The 14,832-nt window shown below is 64.3% G+C and carries 16 protein-coding genes; 6 read left to right on the top strand and 10 right to left on the bottom strand.

What is annotated here, in order from left to right:
* Window positions 1–58: 58 nt before the first annotated feature.
* Window positions 59–940: a pirin family protein gene (locus F1002_RS14430; protein WP_150429750.1), complete on the top strand. Its 882-nt coding sequence runs from the start codon at window positions 59–61 to the stop codon at window positions 938–940.
* Here the strand turns inward: F1002_RS14430 and F1002_RS14425 are convergent.
* Window positions 934–1,860, bottom strand: coding sequence for a VTT domain-containing protein (locus F1002_RS14425; RefSeq protein WP_150429749.1), 927 nt, complete (start codon window positions 1,858–1,860; stop codon window positions 934–936). The two genes, F1002_RS14430 and F1002_RS14425, sit on opposite strands and share 7 nt — an antisense overlap.
* A gap of 217 nt (window positions 1,861–2,077) precedes the next feature.
* On the opposite strand from F1002_RS14425, the gene F1002_RS14420 reads away from it, so the two are divergent.
* Window positions 2,078–2,443, top strand: a complete 366-nt coding sequence (locus F1002_RS14420) for a response regulator (protein ID WP_150429748.1) — start codon at window positions 2,078–2,080, stop codon at window positions 2,441–2,443.
* Window positions 2,444–2,449: 6 nt separating this feature from the next.
* A complete protein-coding gene (locus F1002_RS14415; protein WP_150429747.1) occupies window positions 2,450–3,337 on the top strand; it encodes an alpha/beta fold hydrolase in 888 nt (295 codons plus the stop codon).
* A 97-nt stretch (window positions 3,338–3,434) separates the two neighbouring features.
* Here the strand turns inward: F1002_RS14415 and F1002_RS14410 are convergent, their stop codons facing one another.
* From F1002_RS14410 to F1002_RS14395, 4 genes are all read right to left on the bottom strand, one after another.
* The gene (locus F1002_RS14410) at window positions 3,435–5,066 is read right to left on the bottom strand and encodes a methyl-accepting chemotaxis protein (protein ID WP_150429746.1); all 1,632 of its coding nucleotides are present in this window, start codon (window positions 5,064–5,066) and stop codon (window positions 3,435–3,437) included.
* A 489-nt stretch (window positions 5,067–5,555) separates the two neighbouring features.
* The gene (locus tag F1002_RS14405) at window positions 5,556–5,759 is read right to left on the bottom strand and encodes a 4-oxalocrotonate tautomerase family protein (protein ID WP_150429745.1); all 204 of its coding nucleotides are present in this window, start codon (window positions 5,757–5,759) and stop codon (window positions 5,556–5,558) included.
* Between the two features lie 11 nt (window positions 5,760–5,770).
* Window positions 5,771–6,754 (bottom strand): MDR family oxidoreductase, encoded by a 984-nt coding sequence (locus F1002_RS14400; protein ID WP_150429744.1) that lies wholly within the window; start codon window positions 6,752–6,754, stop codon window positions 5,771–5,773.
* A 14-nt stretch (window positions 6,755–6,768) separates the two neighbouring features.
* The gene (locus F1002_RS14395) at window positions 6,769–7,971 is read right to left on the bottom strand and encodes a YbfB/YjiJ family MFS transporter (RefSeq protein WP_150429743.1); all 1,203 of its coding nucleotides are present in this window, start codon (window positions 7,969–7,971) and stop codon (window positions 6,769–6,771) included.
* A gap of 100 nt (window positions 7,972–8,071) precedes the next feature.
* On the opposite strand from F1002_RS14395, the gene F1002_RS14390 reads away from it, so the two are divergent.
* Window positions 8,072–8,935, top strand: a complete 864-nt coding sequence (locus F1002_RS14390; protein ID WP_150429742.1) for a LysR family transcriptional regulator — start codon at window positions 8,072–8,074, stop codon at window positions 8,933–8,935.
* A gap of 6 nt (window positions 8,936–8,941) precedes the next feature.
* On the opposite strand, the gene recG is transcribed toward F1002_RS14390, so the two are convergent.
* Window positions 8,942–10,981: an ATP-dependent DNA helicase RecG gene (gene recG, locus F1002_RS14385; protein ID WP_150429741.1), complete on the bottom strand. Its 2,040-nt coding sequence runs from the start codon at window positions 10,979–10,981 to the stop codon at window positions 8,942–8,944.
* 9 nt (window positions 10,982–10,990) lie between these two features.
* Window positions 10,991–11,371, bottom strand: a complete 381-nt coding sequence (locus tag F1002_RS14380; protein ID WP_150429740.1) for a RidA family protein — start codon at window positions 11,369–11,371, stop codon at window positions 10,991–10,993.
* 54 nt (window positions 11,372–11,425) lie between these two features.
* On the opposite strand from F1002_RS14380, the gene F1002_RS14375 reads away from it, so the two are divergent.
* Window positions 11,426–11,770 (top strand): lipopolysaccharide assembly protein LapB, encoded by a 345-nt coding sequence (locus F1002_RS14375; protein WP_150429739.1) that lies wholly within the window; start codon window positions 11,426–11,428, stop codon window positions 11,768–11,770.
* Window positions 11,771–11,859: 89 nt separating this feature from the next.
* On the top strand, window positions 11,860–12,192 hold the full coding sequence (locus tag F1002_RS14370) for a hypothetical protein (RefSeq protein WP_150429738.1): 333 nt from the start codon (window positions 11,860–11,862) through the stop codon (window positions 12,190–12,192).
* 49 nt (window positions 12,193–12,241) lie between these two features.
* On the opposite strand, the gene F1002_RS14365 is transcribed toward F1002_RS14370, so the two are convergent.
* From F1002_RS14365 to F1002_RS14355, 3 genes are read right to left on the bottom strand one after another with little or no spacing between them, the layout of a single operon-like run.
* Window positions 12,242–13,036, bottom strand: a complete 795-nt coding sequence (locus F1002_RS14365; RefSeq protein WP_191090413.1) for an SPOR domain-containing protein — start codon at window positions 13,034–13,036, stop codon at window positions 12,242–12,244.
* Between the two features lie 7 nt (window positions 13,037–13,043).
* Window positions 13,044–13,556, bottom strand: a complete 513-nt coding sequence (locus tag F1002_RS14360) for a DUF2802 domain-containing protein (protein ID WP_150429736.1) — start codon at window positions 13,554–13,556, stop codon at window positions 13,044–13,046.
* A gap of 45 nt (window positions 13,557–13,601) precedes the next feature.
* The gene (locus F1002_RS14355) at window positions 13,602–14,777 is read right to left on the bottom strand and encodes an OmpP1/FadL family transporter (RefSeq protein WP_150429735.1); all 1,176 of its coding nucleotides are present in this window, start codon (window positions 14,775–14,777) and stop codon (window positions 13,602–13,604) included.
* Window positions 14,778–14,832 lie beyond the last annotated feature (55 nt).

Raw genomic sequence — 14,832 nt, 5'->3', positions numbered from 1 at the left:
TCTCAGGCTGGCGCATTGAGCGCTCGCTCGAACAGCACGACAACCGGAAAGGAAATCCATGACCTCCCTCATCCGCATCGAACCCCGCAGCGCCGACCTCGGCGACGGCATGCTGGTGCGCCGCACCCTGCCCAGCCGCCAACAGCGCATGGTCGGCGCCTGGTGCTTCCTCGACCATGCCGGACCGGTCGACTTCCCGGCAGGCAAGGGCATGCACGTCGGCGCCCACCCGCACATCGGGCTGCAGACCTTCACCTGGCTGATCGAAGGCGAAGTGCTGCACCGCGACAGCCTGGGCAACGAACAGATCATCCGCCCCGGCCAGGTCAACCTGATGACCGCCGGTCGCGGCATCGTGCACACCGAGGATTCGCTGCACGACGGCCGGCGCCTGCATGCCGCGCAGTTGTGGATCGCGCTGCCACCGGAAGCCGAAAACCACCCACCCGATTTCGCGCACCATCCGGAACTGCCGCAGTGGCAACAAGGCCCCGCTCGGCTCACCCTGCTCGCGGGCACCTACGAGGATCGCATGGCGCCGACCCGCGTCCATTCTCCGCTGCTCGGCCTCGATATCGAGAGCGACACGTCAGGCACCGTCAACCTTGCCCTTGACCCGACCTTCGAATACGGCCTGCTCCCGCTCACGGGCGAAGTCGGCATCGGTAACGAGCGTTTCCTGGCCGACGAATTCGCCTACCTCGGAGCGGGCCGTAGCAGCCTGCAACTCGACCTGGTCGACGGGAGCAAGGTCTTGCTGCTCGGCGGCCAGCCCTTCGCCCAGCCTGTTCTGATGTGGTGGAATTTCGTCGGCTCGACCAAGGCTGGCATTGCCGAGGCGCAACGCCACTGGGAAAGCGGCGATGTCCGTTTCGGTCCGGTCGGCGATGGCTCGGCGCCACGCCTGAGCCCGCCGCCCCTGCCCTGGCGCGACTACTGAGGCAAGGCCCGGCTGGCCAGCCAGGCTTCGTAGCCGCCCTTGAGTGGCTTGACCGACAAATAGCCGGCATTGAGCAGATGCCTGGCCGCCTGGACCGCACCCGCATCCTCGGGACAGGCGCAGAGGGTGACGATGGGCCGGTCCTTGGGCCAGTCGCCGACCGCCTCGTGCAGGAAATCGTGCTCGGCAACGCGGGCGCCGACAATCGGCCCGGTGGCCGCGATCATCGTCGCGCCGCGCAGGTCGAGGACGAGCGGCGGCGTGTCGCTGTCGAGTGCCGCCAGCAGTTCGGCCGGCGTCACATGGGGCACTGCGCAGAATTTCCGGAAACGATACTTCTGCCACAGCTTCCAGCCCAGCCAGACGGCCAGCAAGACCAGCACCACGAGCAGCGCCCGTGCCGCATGGCGGTCGAGTGCGGCGATCGCCGACTGCACCGCATCCTGCAGCAACCATCCGGCGCCGAGCGCCGCCCCCGCCCACAAAGCGGCCCCTACCCCGGCCGCCAGCAGGAAACCGGCCTGACTCATGCGCAGCGCCCCGGCAATGGGCGGCGCCACCGTCGAAAAGCCGGGGATGAACTTGGCCACCACCAGGGACGAAATGCCCCAGCGGATGAAGCGGGCCTCGGTCTGGCTGACGCAGGACGAAGGATTGATCGAGAGCTTGCACAAGCCGGCCAGCACCCGGTAGCCGAACACCTTGCCCGACCAGTACCACAACCAGTCGGCCAGCACCGAGGCGACGACGGCCGCGGCCAGCACCTGGCCCAGGCTGCCCGAGGTCGCCGCCAGACTGCCGGCCAGCAGCAGGGTCGGCACGGCGGGCACCGGCAAACCGAGCTGTTGCAGCAACACGTTGAAGAAGACGACGGTCACGGCATCCTGGCGCAGCGTCTCGGTAATCTGGGCAATATCCATGCTGTCAGCTGCGGCAGGTGGCCGCTGGGGGCAAGTTGGGCGAAAACATGATTCCTTTCACGGGTGGATTCGCACGGCGGAAAACAGACTTTAACGCAGCGCACGGCACAATGGGCCAAAAGCCGGACGACGCACCGAAATGCTGTTCCCCGCTTGGGAGGCATCCGGCATGCGTGGCACAATTGGCAATTATTGCAACACCGATAGGAGCCTGGCCATGGCCACCATCCTGCTGGTCGACGACTCGGCCGCCATCCGCAACATGCTGAAGGCCACGCTGGAACCATCCGGTCATCGCATCCTCGAAGCTTCGGGCGGCCGTGCCGGCCTGGAGGTGGTCAGGCAGGAGGCACTCGACCTGCTCATTTGCGACCAGAACATGCCGGGCCTCGATGGGTTGGGCTTGGTCAAGGCCATTCGCGCCGGCAGCAACAATCGGGACGTTCCCATCCTGATCCTGACCACCGAAACCTCGGACGAAATGAAATCCGCCTTCCGCGCCGCCGGCGCCAGCGGCTGGATGTCCAAGCCCTTCACCCCGGAACGCCTGGAAACGGCGTTGAACAAACTGCTCGGCAACTGAACCTCGATGCGCCCCTCCCGCTCAGACTACCTCGACCTCCCCGACCTCCGCCTGCATGTGCGACGCTGGGGCGACCCACAAGCCCCCACGCTCTTCCTGCTGCATGGCTGGATGGACGTTTCTGCCTCCTTCCAGTTCGTCGTCGACGAACTGCAGCGCGACTGGAACATCGTCGCCCCCGACTGGCGGGGCTTCGGCCCGTCGCAATGGCTGAACCGCCCCTATTACTTCGCCGAGCACATGGGCGACATGGAGGCCATCCTCGACCATTACGCACCGGACGGACAGGTCCGGCTGGTCGGCCACAGCATGGGCGGCATCCTCTCCTGCCTGTACGCCGGCATCCGCCCCGAACGGGTCGAACGCCTGGTGACGCTGGACGGTTTCGGCATTGCCCCGACCACCCCCGACATGGCGCCGGAACGCTACCGGCAATGGCTGGACCAGACCCGCGAAGTGCCGAAGCTGCACGCCTACCGGGACCGCGCCGACTTCGCCCGCCGGCTGATGAAGAGCGACCGCTTCCTGAGTGCCGAGCGTGCCGACTACCTGTCCCGCCATCTGGCGAAGGTCGGCGAAGGGCGGAACAAGGCGGGCGAAATCCGTCACGGCGTGATCTGGAACGGCGACCCGTGGCACAAGAACTTCTCGCCCTACCTCTTCCGTCTGGAGGAATCGATGGCCATCTGGCGCGAAGTGCGCTGCCCGGTACTCTGGGTGGCCGGTCGCCAGTCCTGGGTGGTCCGCGATTTCGAGCAGCGCCCGGGCGACTGGGAAGCCCGCCAGTCCTGCTTCGCCGACCTCACCGAACGCTGGATCGAGAACGCCGACCACATGCTGCACCATGACCAGCCGGAAGAGGTGGCGCGCCTGATCGAGGCATTCATGGCCTGAATCCGGCAAAAGAGAAAGCCGCCTCGCGGCGGCTTTCCTTTTTTGACGGCGTCGTAATGACCGCCGTCGGGCAGTACCGTTCCTTGCGAGCCCTGTGTCAGGCGGTCTTGAAGCGCGACACGGCGTTCAGCAGATCGCCGGCCAGATTGTCCAGTTGTCCGGCCGAGCCGGCTACCGAGCTAACCGCCGACGAGTTTTCGTCCACCATCTGCACGATCAGTTCGACCCGATTGGCCAGGTCGTGACTGGCCGACGCCTGTTCCTTCAGGGCGACCGCCACGTCGTCGATGACCGAGGTCACCTGCCTTGCGCCATCGTTGATGCTGCTCATCACTTCGCCGGCCTGTTCCGCCATCTGCATCCCTTCGCGCATCTGGTTGACGGTGTGGGCCATGCTGCCGCTCATCCGGCGGGCACGCTCCTGGATTCCGTTGACCATGTTGGTGATCTCCTGCGCCGACGTCGTCGTACGCTCGGCGAGCTTGCGCACCTCGTCGGCCACGACGGCGAAGCCGCGCCCGGTTTCGCCAGCCCGGGCCGCTTCGATGGCAGCGTTCAATGCCAGCAGATTGGTCTGGTCGGCCACGTCCTTGATCACGTTGACGATGGTTGAAATCTTCTCGGACTCCTGATCCAGCGCCCGGGAACTCTCCGCGCTTTCCTCGATGGTTTTCGCCACCCGGCCGATCTCGTTGAGCATGGAGGCCACCTGCCGGGCGCCGCTTTCGGCGCCCGTGCTGGCATTCTGGGCCATTTGCCGCGCATCCTGCGAAAGGCTGGCGACATGATTGATGCTCGCCGACATTTCCTCCAGCGCCGCCGCCATCGCCGACGAGGCTTCGGACTGCGCCTCGGAACTTTCGCGTACCTGCTTGGCCGCACCGCTCAACAATCCGGCATTTTCCGCCACGTTGTTGGCATTGCTGCGCACCTGCCCAATGGAGTCGTTCAGCGACTTGACCATCTGGGCGGTCGAACTTTCCATCCGGGTCAGTTCGTCCCGGCCGCTCTGGCTCACACGCAGACTGACGTCCCCGGTGGCGACCTTGTTCAAGGCGCTCTCCAGGGTTGCCATGGGAAGCGTAATGGAGCGTGTCAGCAGCACAGCCCCCCCGATCGTCAGCAGCACGGCAACGAACATCACGCCGAGCAGCGTGTTCTTTGCCCTGTCGTAGGCTGCCTGGGCTGCCTTGATGGCGCTGGCGTTCAGTTCGTCCTCGAAATTCACCAGACTTTCGGCCGCTTCCCGCAGGTTCTTCAGGCGGCTCGGCATTTCCGGCGCCTTGGCCATCGCCTCCGTTGTCTTCCCGGCTACTGCAAGGTCGCGGATGCTGTCGAAGAACGGTTTGACGGTCTCGCTCTCCGTCTGCATCTTGTTCATCAACTCGAACTCTTGCGGCTGCCCTTCATAGGCCTGGAACATCTTCAGCAGCTTTTCGTGGCGCTCGGTAAACTGGCTGCGCAGCTGGTTCAGGCGATCGCTTGCCTTGTTGCGCTCCTCGGGACTGAGCGCCAGGACAACGTCGCGGATGGCGATCGCCTGGAGATCGACGGTGATGCGCAGACGCAGCGCCATGTCCTTTTCGACGTCGTTGATGCTGGTGATTTCGTTCAATTTGTTATTGATCGTTCCCAACTCCCTGATGCCGGCCACGCCGACAACCACGATCAGCAACAGAAGAATGGCATAGCCGATGGCCAGTCGGGCCTTGATGGATGTATTTCGCATTTTGCCTCCGAAAAACGATGTGATTGCCAAGCTGATTTATTATTTTCGGTATTGCTGATGTTTATAATAATTTAATTTTCTGCGGCGGGAAAGCCCATAATAAAAGACCGGTTATTTAATTTTCCGCACCGCGCGACCGACATTGAATGACCGCTGCCCGTCTTTCACCGGAAACAGGGAATCTCCGTTCGAAGCGGGACAAGGAAACGCGGACGTCGCTCCAAATGAAAACGCCCGATGAAATTCATCGGGCGTTTTGCTGGACCATCAGGCCGGTCGAACTATCACTACTTAGTGGTAGGCCTTCTTCGAAGCCAACTTGGAGGCCATGAAACAGGCCAGGGTGAAAATAACGACGGTGAAACCGATGCCGAAGTAGGAAAGCTCGTCCATGAATGCCTCTGTAGGATTGGGGTTTATTAGAGGCCGTATAGACAGCGGCAGGGAAAAAAGTTCCGGTTCGTCGCTATTTTTTTGCCACGTGAAGAATCACTCCCCGCGTGCCCGGCGCACGGTGACCGATTCGCCGCCGACACCCCAGTTATCGGTATCCACCTCGTCGATGACTACCACCGTCGTCTTCGGGTTCTTGCCGAGCACATCGACCAGCAACTGGGTCGCCCCCTGGATCAGGCGCGCCTTCTGCTCGGCGGTCGCCCCTTCGCGGGTGATCTTGATATTGACGTAGGGCATGGCACCTCCTGTCAGCGATTCACATCGACAACGACCCGACCGCGCACCTTGCCTTCGATCAGTTGCGCCGCCATCGGAATCGCCTCGGCCAACGACACTTCGTGCGTGATCATGGCCAGTTTGTCGACATCGAGGTCGCGCCCCAGGCGCTCCCAGGCGACCAGCCGCTCCGCACGCGGACACATCACGCTATCGATGCCGACCAGCGTCACGCCGCGCAGGATGAAGGGTGCAACGCTCGAGGGGAAGTCCATGCCGCCGGCCAGACCGCAGGCCGTCACCACGCCGCGATATTGGGTCGTCGCGCAGATATTGGCCAGCGTGTGGCTGCCGACGACATCGACCGCCCCAGCCCAGCGCTCCTTGCCGAGCGGCTTTCCGGGTGCCGAAAAGATGCTGCGGTCGATGACTTCGGCGGCGCCGAGCTGTTTCAGGTAGTCGGCCTCTGCCGGCCGGCCGCTGACCGCCACCACGGTGTAGCCGAGCCGCTTGAGCACGGCGATGGCGACGCTGCCGACACCGCCTGCTGCGCCGGTGACGACGATCTCGCCGTCACCCGGCTTGACGCCCTGCCGCTCCAGCGCCAGCACGCACAACATGGCCGTGTAGCCGGCGGTGCCGATGGCCACGGCCTGTCGAGCGGTAAAGGCCGAGGGCAGCGGCACCAGCCAGTCGCCCTTGAGGCGCGCCTTGCGGGCAAGACCACCCCAGTGCGTTTCACCGACGCCCCATCCATTGAGCAACACGCGGTCGCCGGCCTTGTATGCCGGATTGTCGCTGGCCTCGACCGTGCCGGCGATGTCGATGCCGGGCACCATCGGGAACTTGCGGACGACGGGGCCCTTGCCGGTGATCGCCAGGCCATCCTTGTAGTTCAACGACGAATAGTCGACACGGACCGTCACATCGCCTTCCGGCAACTGGCTGTCGTCGATATCCTTCACAGCCGCGCGATAGCCGGCCTCGTCCTTCTCGATCAGAATTCCCTTGAACATGCGTCTCTCCGTTATCAGGTCTGCAATCCCGGCCGGGCTGCCAAACCGGCATCCCGGCGTTCCACCTGCTTGAGTATAGCCAACAGGATGACGCCGACCACCATCACGCCGGCTGCCAGGTAGAGACCGATGGAATAGTTGCCCAGACGGGTGGCCAGCCAGCCGACCACGGCCGGTCCGATGATCTGTGCCACGCCGTAGGAAATGGTCATCTTGCCCATCATTTTCGCCGGGCGCGTCGGGTAATAGCGCCCGGCCATGGTCAGCACCAGACTGACCATACCGATAAAGGTACCGCCAAACAGCAGCGCACCGAACATCGTCGCCCACAAGCCGCCGATGGCCACCGGCAGGATGATTCCGACGATCTGCAACACGGCGGCCAGGATCAGCGCATTGAGGTCGCCGGTATAACGGGCAATCAGGTCCCAGTTGAAACAGGCCGGTGCCGCCGCGAGACCGATTGCCAGGAAGGCCAACGCCCCCTGCCCGGCCAGGCCCGGCAACCGGTCGACGATGGCGACGATGAAGGTGGCGCTGATCACATAGCCGAAGCCTGCACAGAAGTACGAGGCCATGAAGATGCCGAGAAACAAAGGACTCGGCGGATTGTCATGCATCGCCGCGCCGCTCTTGGTCAGCGCACTGTTGTCAGGTGTCGGCAGCCAGGCCAGCGCCGGCACGATCAGCAGGCAACCGATGGCCGTGAAGACGAACCACTGCTGCCGCCAGTCGAGCACGCCGCCCATCAGCCAGACCGCTACCGAACACCCGGCAATCCCCAGCCCGATGCCCGAGAAGTGGATGCCCAGTTCCGGACGATGGTTGTGGCGGATCAACCAGTTCAGGATCAGCCCGGTACCGAGCAGCATGCCGGCAGCGCTGCTCAGGCCGGCGATGAAACGCGACAGCATCCACAGCCACGGATCGGTCGTCAGCCCCATCATCAGCGTACTGAGAATGGCCACCACCATCCCGATCCGATACAGGCGATCCTTGAGCACCAGATCGCTGATCAGCGACGCGATCAAGGCACCGCTCAGGTAGCCGGCGTAATTCAGCGCCGCCAGCCAGCCGGCTTCGGCCAGCCCGAGCCCGGCCTGCTGTTGCATGATCGGCAAGAGCGGCGTGTAGGCGAAGCGGGCAACCCCAAGCACCAGCAGCAAACTGAAGATGCCTGCGGAGAGCACTTTGAGACGTTCGATCTGAGAAGGCATGGGGGGTATCCTGACCTATTGATGGAGACACGATAAAGAGCGTAAAGTATCTGCACAAATGATTTGTTGAGAACAATTCATTCTTTAATCGAGATACTTCATGGAACTCATCGCCCTCCGCACCTTTCAGGCCGTCGTCGAAGAAGGCGGCATCCTCGCCGCCTCACGCAAACTGAATACCGTCCAGTCCAATGTGACCGGCCGCATCCGCAAGCTGGAGGAAGAGCTGGGCGCCGAACTGTTCTTCCGCAAGGGCCGGGGGCTGGAACTCGCCCCCTCGGGTCGCGTGCTCCTTGACTACGCCCGACGCATGCTGCAACTGGAACGCCAGACGGCCAACGCCGTCCGTCAGGTCGGCGAGAGCACGGGCGAACTGCGCATTGGCGCGATGGAGACCTTTGCCGCCCTGCATCTGCCCAACGCACTGAAGGGGGTGCGCGCCAGCCATCCGCGCATGGAGATTCGCGTCTATACGAATACGACCAGCACCTTGACCGAAAAAGTGCTCGACCACAAGCTCGACTGCGCCTTTGTCGCGGGCCCGATCATCCATCCCGAGCTACGCTTCGAGGAACTGGTCGTCGAGGAGCTGGTGCAGGTCCACGCGGCCGGCACCGATCCGGTCATGCTGCCGCTGATCATGTTCCGCGAAGGCTGCGCCTATCGCACCCGGGCAATCGCCTGGCAGCGCAAGCAGGGCCATGCGCTATCCGATGCCATGGAATTCGGCACGCTGGAAGGCATACTCGGCTGCATTGCCGTCGGCCTCGGCTGGACCTTGATGCCGCGCCGGATCGTCGAACAATCGGCGCATGCCGCCGATCTGGTCATTGAGGCCGTTCCCCCGGATATCGCCCGCATACCGACCGGCATGATTTCCTTGCGCGAAGGCCCGCGCATGCCGGTCCTTAAAACGCTGAGCGATGGCGTGGCGGCGTCCGCCCGGTGTCCGTTGGCCGCCTGATGGCGCTCAGGACTTGAGCAGTTCCTCGCGCGACCCGAGCCAGCGCTGCAGGTGCTTCTCGGCCAGCGCGGTATGGGCGGTCAGCATTTCCTCGGCCACCTCGCGCGCCATGGCGATCAGGTCAGCATCCATTTCCAGGTCGGCGTAGCGCAACAAGGGCACGCCGCTCTGCCGGCTGCCGACGAACTCGCCCGGACCACGTAGCTGCAGATCCTGGCGGGCGATCTCGAAACCGTCGGTATTCTCGAAGATGATCTTCAGCCGCTGGCGGGCGATTTCGCCAAGCGGCCCGGCGTAGATCAGCACGCAGCTCGATTCGTATTGCCCCCGCCCGACCCGCCCCCGCAACTGGTGCAGTTGCGACAGGCCGAAACGCTCGGCGTGCTCGATGACCATCAGGCTGGCGTTCGGCACATCGACACCGACCTCGATGACCGTGGTCGCCACCAGCACATCGATGTCGCCGGCGGCGAAGGCGGCCATCACCGCCTGCTTTTCGTCGGCCTTGAGCCGCCCATGCACCAGCCCGACCCGCAGGTCCGGCAGGTCGGCCGACAGCTGCTCGTAGGTATCCTGCGCCGTCTGCAGTTGCAGGGCCTCCGACTCCTCGATCAGCGGACAGACCCAGTAGGCCTGCCGCCCTTCCTCGACATGCTTGCCGATGAAACCGACCACGTCATCGCGCCGGTTGTCCGCAACCAGGCGGGTCTTGATCGGCGTGCGGCCGGGCGGCAACTCGTCGAGTACCGTCACGTCGAGATCAGCGTAGTAGCTCATGGCCAGCGTGCGCGGGATCGGCGTCGCCGACATCATCAGCTGGTGCGGGTTGTTGCCCTTCTTGCGCAGGGCCAGCCGCTGCGCCACGCCGAAACGATGCTGCTCGTCCACGATGGCCAGCCCGAGCCGGGCGAAATCGACCCCCTCCTGGATCAGCGCATGCGTGCCGATGACCAGTTGCGCATCGGCCGCCGTCGCCGCCAGTTGTTCGCGCTTGGCCTTGGCCTTCAGGCTGCCCGACAGCCAGGCGACGCGCACGCCGAGCGGCTCCAGCCAGTCCTTCAGTTTGAGGTAATGTTGCTCGGCGAGGATTTCGGTCGGCGCCATGAAAGCGGCCTGCCAGCCGGCCGAAATCGCCTGGCAGGCGGCCAGCGCGGCCACAACGGTCTTGCCGGCACCGACGTCGCCCTGCAGCAGGCGCTGCATCGGGTAAGGCTGGGCGAGATCGGCACCGATCTCGGCCATCGCCCGCGCCTGCGCCCCGGTCAGGCCAAAGGGCAGGCTGTCGAGCAGACGCGCTCCCAGATCGTCCTGCGCCCGCAACACCGGTGCCCCCTGCTCGCGCCGGGCCAGGTAAGCCCGACGCAACGACAGCTGCTGGGCCAGTACCTCGTCGAACTTCACCCGTTGCCACGCCGGATGGTTGCGGCCATGCAGCGTGTCGAGGTCGGTGCCGGGCGGCGGCCTGTGCAGGAAGGTCAGGCTGCGCGCCAGAGCAGGCAGTTTAAGACGATGGCGCAGTTCGTCGGGCAGGGTATCCGACAGATCGCCCGTCGTCAGCGCCTTGCCGATCAGCTTCTGCAGCGTCGAGCTGGAGAGGCCGGCCGTTGCCGGATAAACCGGCGTCATTTCCGTCGGCAGCGACTCGTCGTCGGCCACCTTGCGGAAGCGCGGATGGACCATCTCGGCCCCGAAAAATCCGCCGCGTACTTCGCCGAACGCGCGGATGCGCGAACCTTCGCTGAGGACAGCCTGCTGGTTCGGATAGAAGCTGAAGAAGCGCAGCGTGATGTCGCCGCTGTCGTCGCCGGCCCGCACCACCATCTGCCGGCGCGGGCGGTATTGCACTTCGTTGCCCTGCACGATGACCTCGATCTGCACCGGCTCGCCGCCGAATGCCCGATTGACCGGCGTGATCCGCGTCTCGTCCTCGTAGCGCAAGGGCAGATGAACCAGCAAATCGGCCTCGCTGTGGAGGCCGATCTTGGCAAGCTTCTTCAGCAGGGCTTCGGAAGCGCGAATCGGAGCCTGAGCTCCGTCAGTCGTCATGTGTGGCGGTCAGCCGATGAACATCACGGCATCGGCCTCAACCAATGCACCGCGCGGCAGTTCCTTGACGCCGACGGCAGCGCGCGCCGGGAAGGGCTCGCTGAAATACCGGGCCATCGTTTCATTGACCTTGGCGAAATTGGCCAGATCGGTCAGGAAGACATTGAGCTTGACGACATCGGCCAGCGAACCGCCGGCTGCTTCGGCGACCGCCTTGAGATTGTCGAAAACGCGAACGATTTGCGCTTCGATGCCGTCTACCATCTGCATGGAGGCCGGATCGAGGCCGATCTGCCCCGACAGGTAAACGGTATCGCCCACGCGCACGGCTTGCGAATAGGTGCCGATGGCGGCTGGGGCATTCGGTGTGGCGATGATGGTCTTGGCCATGGGAAACTCTTCCTATCCTGTTTTGCGAAAACCCTATTTTAGCCCCGACCCCACATGAACCCACGCATCGAATCTCTGGAAAAAATGCTCGACGGCCCGCGCGACGGTGCCCTGCTCCGTTTCTCGCTCGGCAATGAATATCTCAAGGCCGGGGTGCCGGACAAGGCGGCCACCAGCTTCCAGGCCGCCGTGGACCGCGACCCCGCCTACTCGGCAGCCTGGAAGGCGCTCGGCAAGGCGCACGCCGAGGCGGGCAACGAGCTTCTCGCGCTGAACGCCTATGAACGGGGAATTGCCGTGGCCGAAGCCAAAGGCGACATTCAGGCCGCAAAGGAAATGAATGTGTTTGCCCGACGAATCCGCAAGGCGCACGAGGCAGGCAACACGCCGCCCGCTTAACGAATTGTTACAAGCGGATCGGCTGCCTGCGTAGGCCCGACCAAGTGCTTCTGCGTTATTTGCTTACCCAGGCACGATATATCGCTACCATGAACCGAACCCCGCTCGCCCTCCGCCTCAGTCTCACCGTCGCCTTGTTGGGCAGCCTGAGCGCCTGTACCGTCGTACCGGCCTACCCGGTCGGCTACCAGCGTCCACCGCCGGCTTACGTCGAGACCTATCCGGCCTACGGCTACCCGGCGACCAGCATCTATTACCGATCGGGATACCGGTACTACGACGGTTATGGCGACCGCCATTACGATCATCGCGGCTACGATGACCGGCGCGGCGGCCATGGCGTACCGCTGCCGCCGCCGCTGCAATTGCATCGCGACGTGCGTCGCAGCCTTGGCCTGCCCCGCTTGCCCGGGATGCCCTGAGCAGGCAAGCCACCCGGAAAAAGACTGGCGCCTTGTGCCGGTGAACGAACTACGGGGTTTTGCCGCGCGGAGGAATCAGGATGGTTTCGACCCCCAATTCCTTCAGCTTCGCCTGCGCCGCCTCCGCCTCGTGCTTGGTGCGGAAGGGGCCTACCTGGACACGGGTTTCCAGCGTTGACGGCACCCCGCTCAGCGTCAGCCTGGCGTGCAGTTCCTCCGCTCGCTGGGAACTGGAAAAGACCCCGGCCTGCAGAACGAACCCCGAAAACAGCCGGGAAACCGCAGGCGGCAGGACGGGCGCCGCCGCCCGGGGCTCGGCCAGGCGCGCGACCGGCTTGGACGGTGCCGGCTCCGCCGGCGGGGTCGGGCGCGGCGGCAGGCTGGACGGCTCCGCCGTACCTTCGGCGATCGGTTTGGGTGGCACCGGTGCAGCGGCAGCCGGAGGATGGGCCGGCGCCAAGCGGTGGCCAGCCACCGGGGACGATGGCCGTTGATCGGCACGTGCTTCCGGCCTGGCTTCGACGGGCACTGCGGGTTGCGCCTCGACCTTGGGCGGCGGCGGCGCCTCCGCGGCGGCCTCGGTTTTTTCCGGCGCAGGCGGCTCGGGAAGATTTTCCGCCGGGGTGACGGGCTGCGATACGGCTTTCTGCGGCGCCACCGGAACTGGCCGGGTAAATACCACCGCCTCCGGATCTTCGGGCGGGTTCGCGAGGTAATCGAAGAATGCCAGGATACCGAGCAGCATGGCTACCAGAACACCCGCCACGGCGAGCCTTTTTGTCAGCTGCCCACGCAATTCGCCAGCGGCGTTGTCGTTATCCGGTCCGTTCGATTGTTCTGCCATGTCTGTCTCAACGCTCCTGACTCTTGGCCAGGGCCACGACCAGATCGGCCTCGGCCCGTGCGATGCCGCAGCGTTCGGCGATGGCTGCCGCATCGTATCCGGAAACTGCCAGCTGCATGGCGTCGCCATAAATCGGCGAGACCGTCTGGCAGGCCCTCAAGGAAGCCAGCTCATGCTGCATGTCGGCACGCAATGCCGCTAGTTCGCCCCGCACGGCATCCACCTCGTCACGCAGCTGGGCCAGTTCCTGCTCCACGCCGGAACGCAGGACCTCTTCCGCCAGATGCAGCGGCGCGGCATCCTGATCGGCCTCCGGCTCCGCAGCCGTTTCGCCCGCCGAGGATGCCAGAGTGCCGGCGTCTTGTTGTCCGGCCGGCGTCTGGACGGACGGTGCCTGCTCCTGCTGCGAAGAAGACACCGGCCTCCGACGCAAATGGCGCATGCGGAGCACGACGAAAAGCATGTAAAGGGCGACCAACGCGATCAGGACGATCAACGCCTCGCGCATCCCCCATGTCATGCCCGCCAGCTCCAGTGTCGGCACCCCAAATGCTTCCGCGCTGGCTTAGAAGCCTACCGAGTACTGCAAGCCGACGAGATGGGCACCCGCGTCGTAGCTTCCGCGCAAGGTCGTCCCGTTCTTGGTCATGTTGATATCGGGGTCGCGGACGTAGAGATAGCTGTAGCCGAGGTCGATCTTGCCGTAGCGACCGGCATTCCATTGTCCGCCTACCGACAGCCACAGACGGCTGTTGTCCGGTACGCGGGCGGAACGATCGGCATCCTTGACCGGCGTGCGGTCGTAGGCGATACCGAACTTCAGCTTGGCCGCATCGCTTGCCTTATAGGCGGCACCCCAGGCGACACGCCAGGCATTGTCGTAATTGAACGACTCCGTCCCCAGCGTCGCGCCACTCGCGCGACTGACCACGTTCAGCGAACGCAGGGTTCCCCAGCGGGTATAGGAGAGGTCGCCCATCGCCTCCCAGCGATCGGACACTTGCTGCCACACCGACAGAATGGCGGTATCCGGCAATTCCACATCCGCCCTGACCGGAATCGTGCCATTCATCGTGCCTTCCAGGGTGTACTTCATGGAAGAGCGGTAGGAGAGGCCGACGCGCATGGCAGGCGACAGCGTAAACAATGCGCCGACGTTCCAGCCCCAGGCGGTATCGTCGCCTTTCAGACGGGATAGCGAATTGGTCAGTTCGGCGTCGATTTTCTGATAGTTGACGCCAAAGCCGAGAGACAGCTTGTCGTTGACACGATAGGCCACCGACGGATTGAAGTTGACCGTGCGAACCTCCGACTTGATCGACTGGGCGCGTCCGATCCAGCCGCTGTCGTACTCGGTCGCCAGTCCGAAGGGCGCCGACACGCCAAAGCCCAGGGAAAGCCGGTCGGTCACGCGGCCGGACAGATAGAGATTGGGTACGGCATGCCAGCCGCCCGCGTCGCCGCCGTTGTTGCCGGTACCGGTCGAACCGTCATTCCGGAATTCGTAGCTCGGCCCGACGCCGACCACCCCGGCCGAGAGCTGGAAGCCCGTCAATTGCGTCAAACCGGCCGGATTGAAGAACACCGTACTGGCGTTGTCGGCTACCGCCGCCGAACCTGCGTAGGCGTTGCCCAGGCCGCTGGCATTCTGCTCCCAGAGCTGGAACGCTGCGGCCGAAGCCATGCTCGAAAAGGCCAGCAGCATCAGGGCCGGCATGGTACGCAAGGTGAATGTGTGCATTTTTTGGCTCGCTAGCGGGCGGGTAATGGATTAACCCTCGGATTTTAGACCATTT

The sequence above is a fragment of the Dechloromonas sp. CZR5 genome, from assembly GCF_008711155.1.
Taxonomy (GTDB): domain Bacteria; phylum Pseudomonadota; class Gammaproteobacteria; order Burkholderiales; family Rhodocyclaceae; genus Azonexus.
This window is presented reverse-complemented; position numbering and strand designations above follow the sequence as displayed.

Coding starts and splice junctions, on each gene's coding strand:
- F1002_RS14430 (WP_150429750.1), top strand. CDS start 59: ATGACCTCCCTCATCCGCATCGAACCCCGCAGCGCCGACCTCGGCGAC.
- F1002_RS14425 (WP_150429749.1), bottom strand. CDS start 1,860: ATGGATATTGCCCAGATTACCGAGACGCTGCGCCAGGATGCCGTGACC.
- F1002_RS14420 (WP_150429748.1), top strand. CDS start 2,078: ATGGCCACCATCCTGCTGGTCGACGACTCGGCCGCCATCCGCAACATG.
- F1002_RS14415 (WP_150429747.1), top strand. CDS start 2,450: ATGCGCCCCTCCCGCTCAGACTACCTCGACCTCCCCGACCTCCGCCTG.
- F1002_RS14410 (WP_150429746.1), bottom strand. CDS start 5,066: ATGCGAAATACATCCATCAAGGCCCGACTGGCCATCGGCTATGCCATT.
- F1002_RS14405 (WP_150429745.1), bottom strand. CDS start 5,759: ATGCCCTACGTCAATATCAAGATCACCCGCGAAGGGGCGACCGCCGAG.
- F1002_RS14400 (WP_150429744.1), bottom strand. CDS start 6,754: ATGTTCAAGGGAATTCTGATCGAGAAGGACGAGGCCGGCTATCGCGCG.
- F1002_RS14395 (WP_150429743.1), bottom strand. CDS start 7,971: ATGCCTTCTCAGATCGAACGTCTCAAAGTGCTCTCCGCAGGCATCTTC.
- F1002_RS14390 (WP_150429742.1), top strand. CDS start 8,072: ATGGAACTCATCGCCCTCCGCACCTTTCAGGCCGTCGTCGAAGAAGGC.
- recG (WP_150429741.1), bottom strand. CDS start 10,981: ATGACGACTGACGGAGCTCAGGCTCCGATTCGCGCTTCCGAAGCCCTG.
- F1002_RS14380 (WP_150429740.1), bottom strand. CDS start 11,371: ATGGCCAAGACCATCATCGCCACACCGAATGCCCCAGCCGCCATCGGC.
- F1002_RS14375 (WP_150429739.1), top strand. CDS start 11,426: ATGAACCCACGCATCGAATCTCTGGAAAAAATGCTCGACGGCCCGCGC.
- F1002_RS14370 (WP_150429738.1), top strand. CDS start 11,860: ATGAACCGAACCCCGCTCGCCCTCCGCCTCAGTCTCACCGTCGCCTTG.
- F1002_RS14365 (WP_191090413.1), bottom strand. CDS start 13,036: ATGGCAGAACAATCGAACGGACCGGATAACGACAACGCCGCTGGCGAA.
- F1002_RS14360 (WP_150429736.1), bottom strand. CDS start 13,556: ATGACATGGGGGATGCGCGAGGCGTTGATCGTCCTGATCGCGTTGGTC.
- F1002_RS14355 (WP_150429735.1), bottom strand. CDS start 14,777: ATGCACACATTCACCTTGCGTACCATGCCGGCCCTGATGCTGCTGGCC.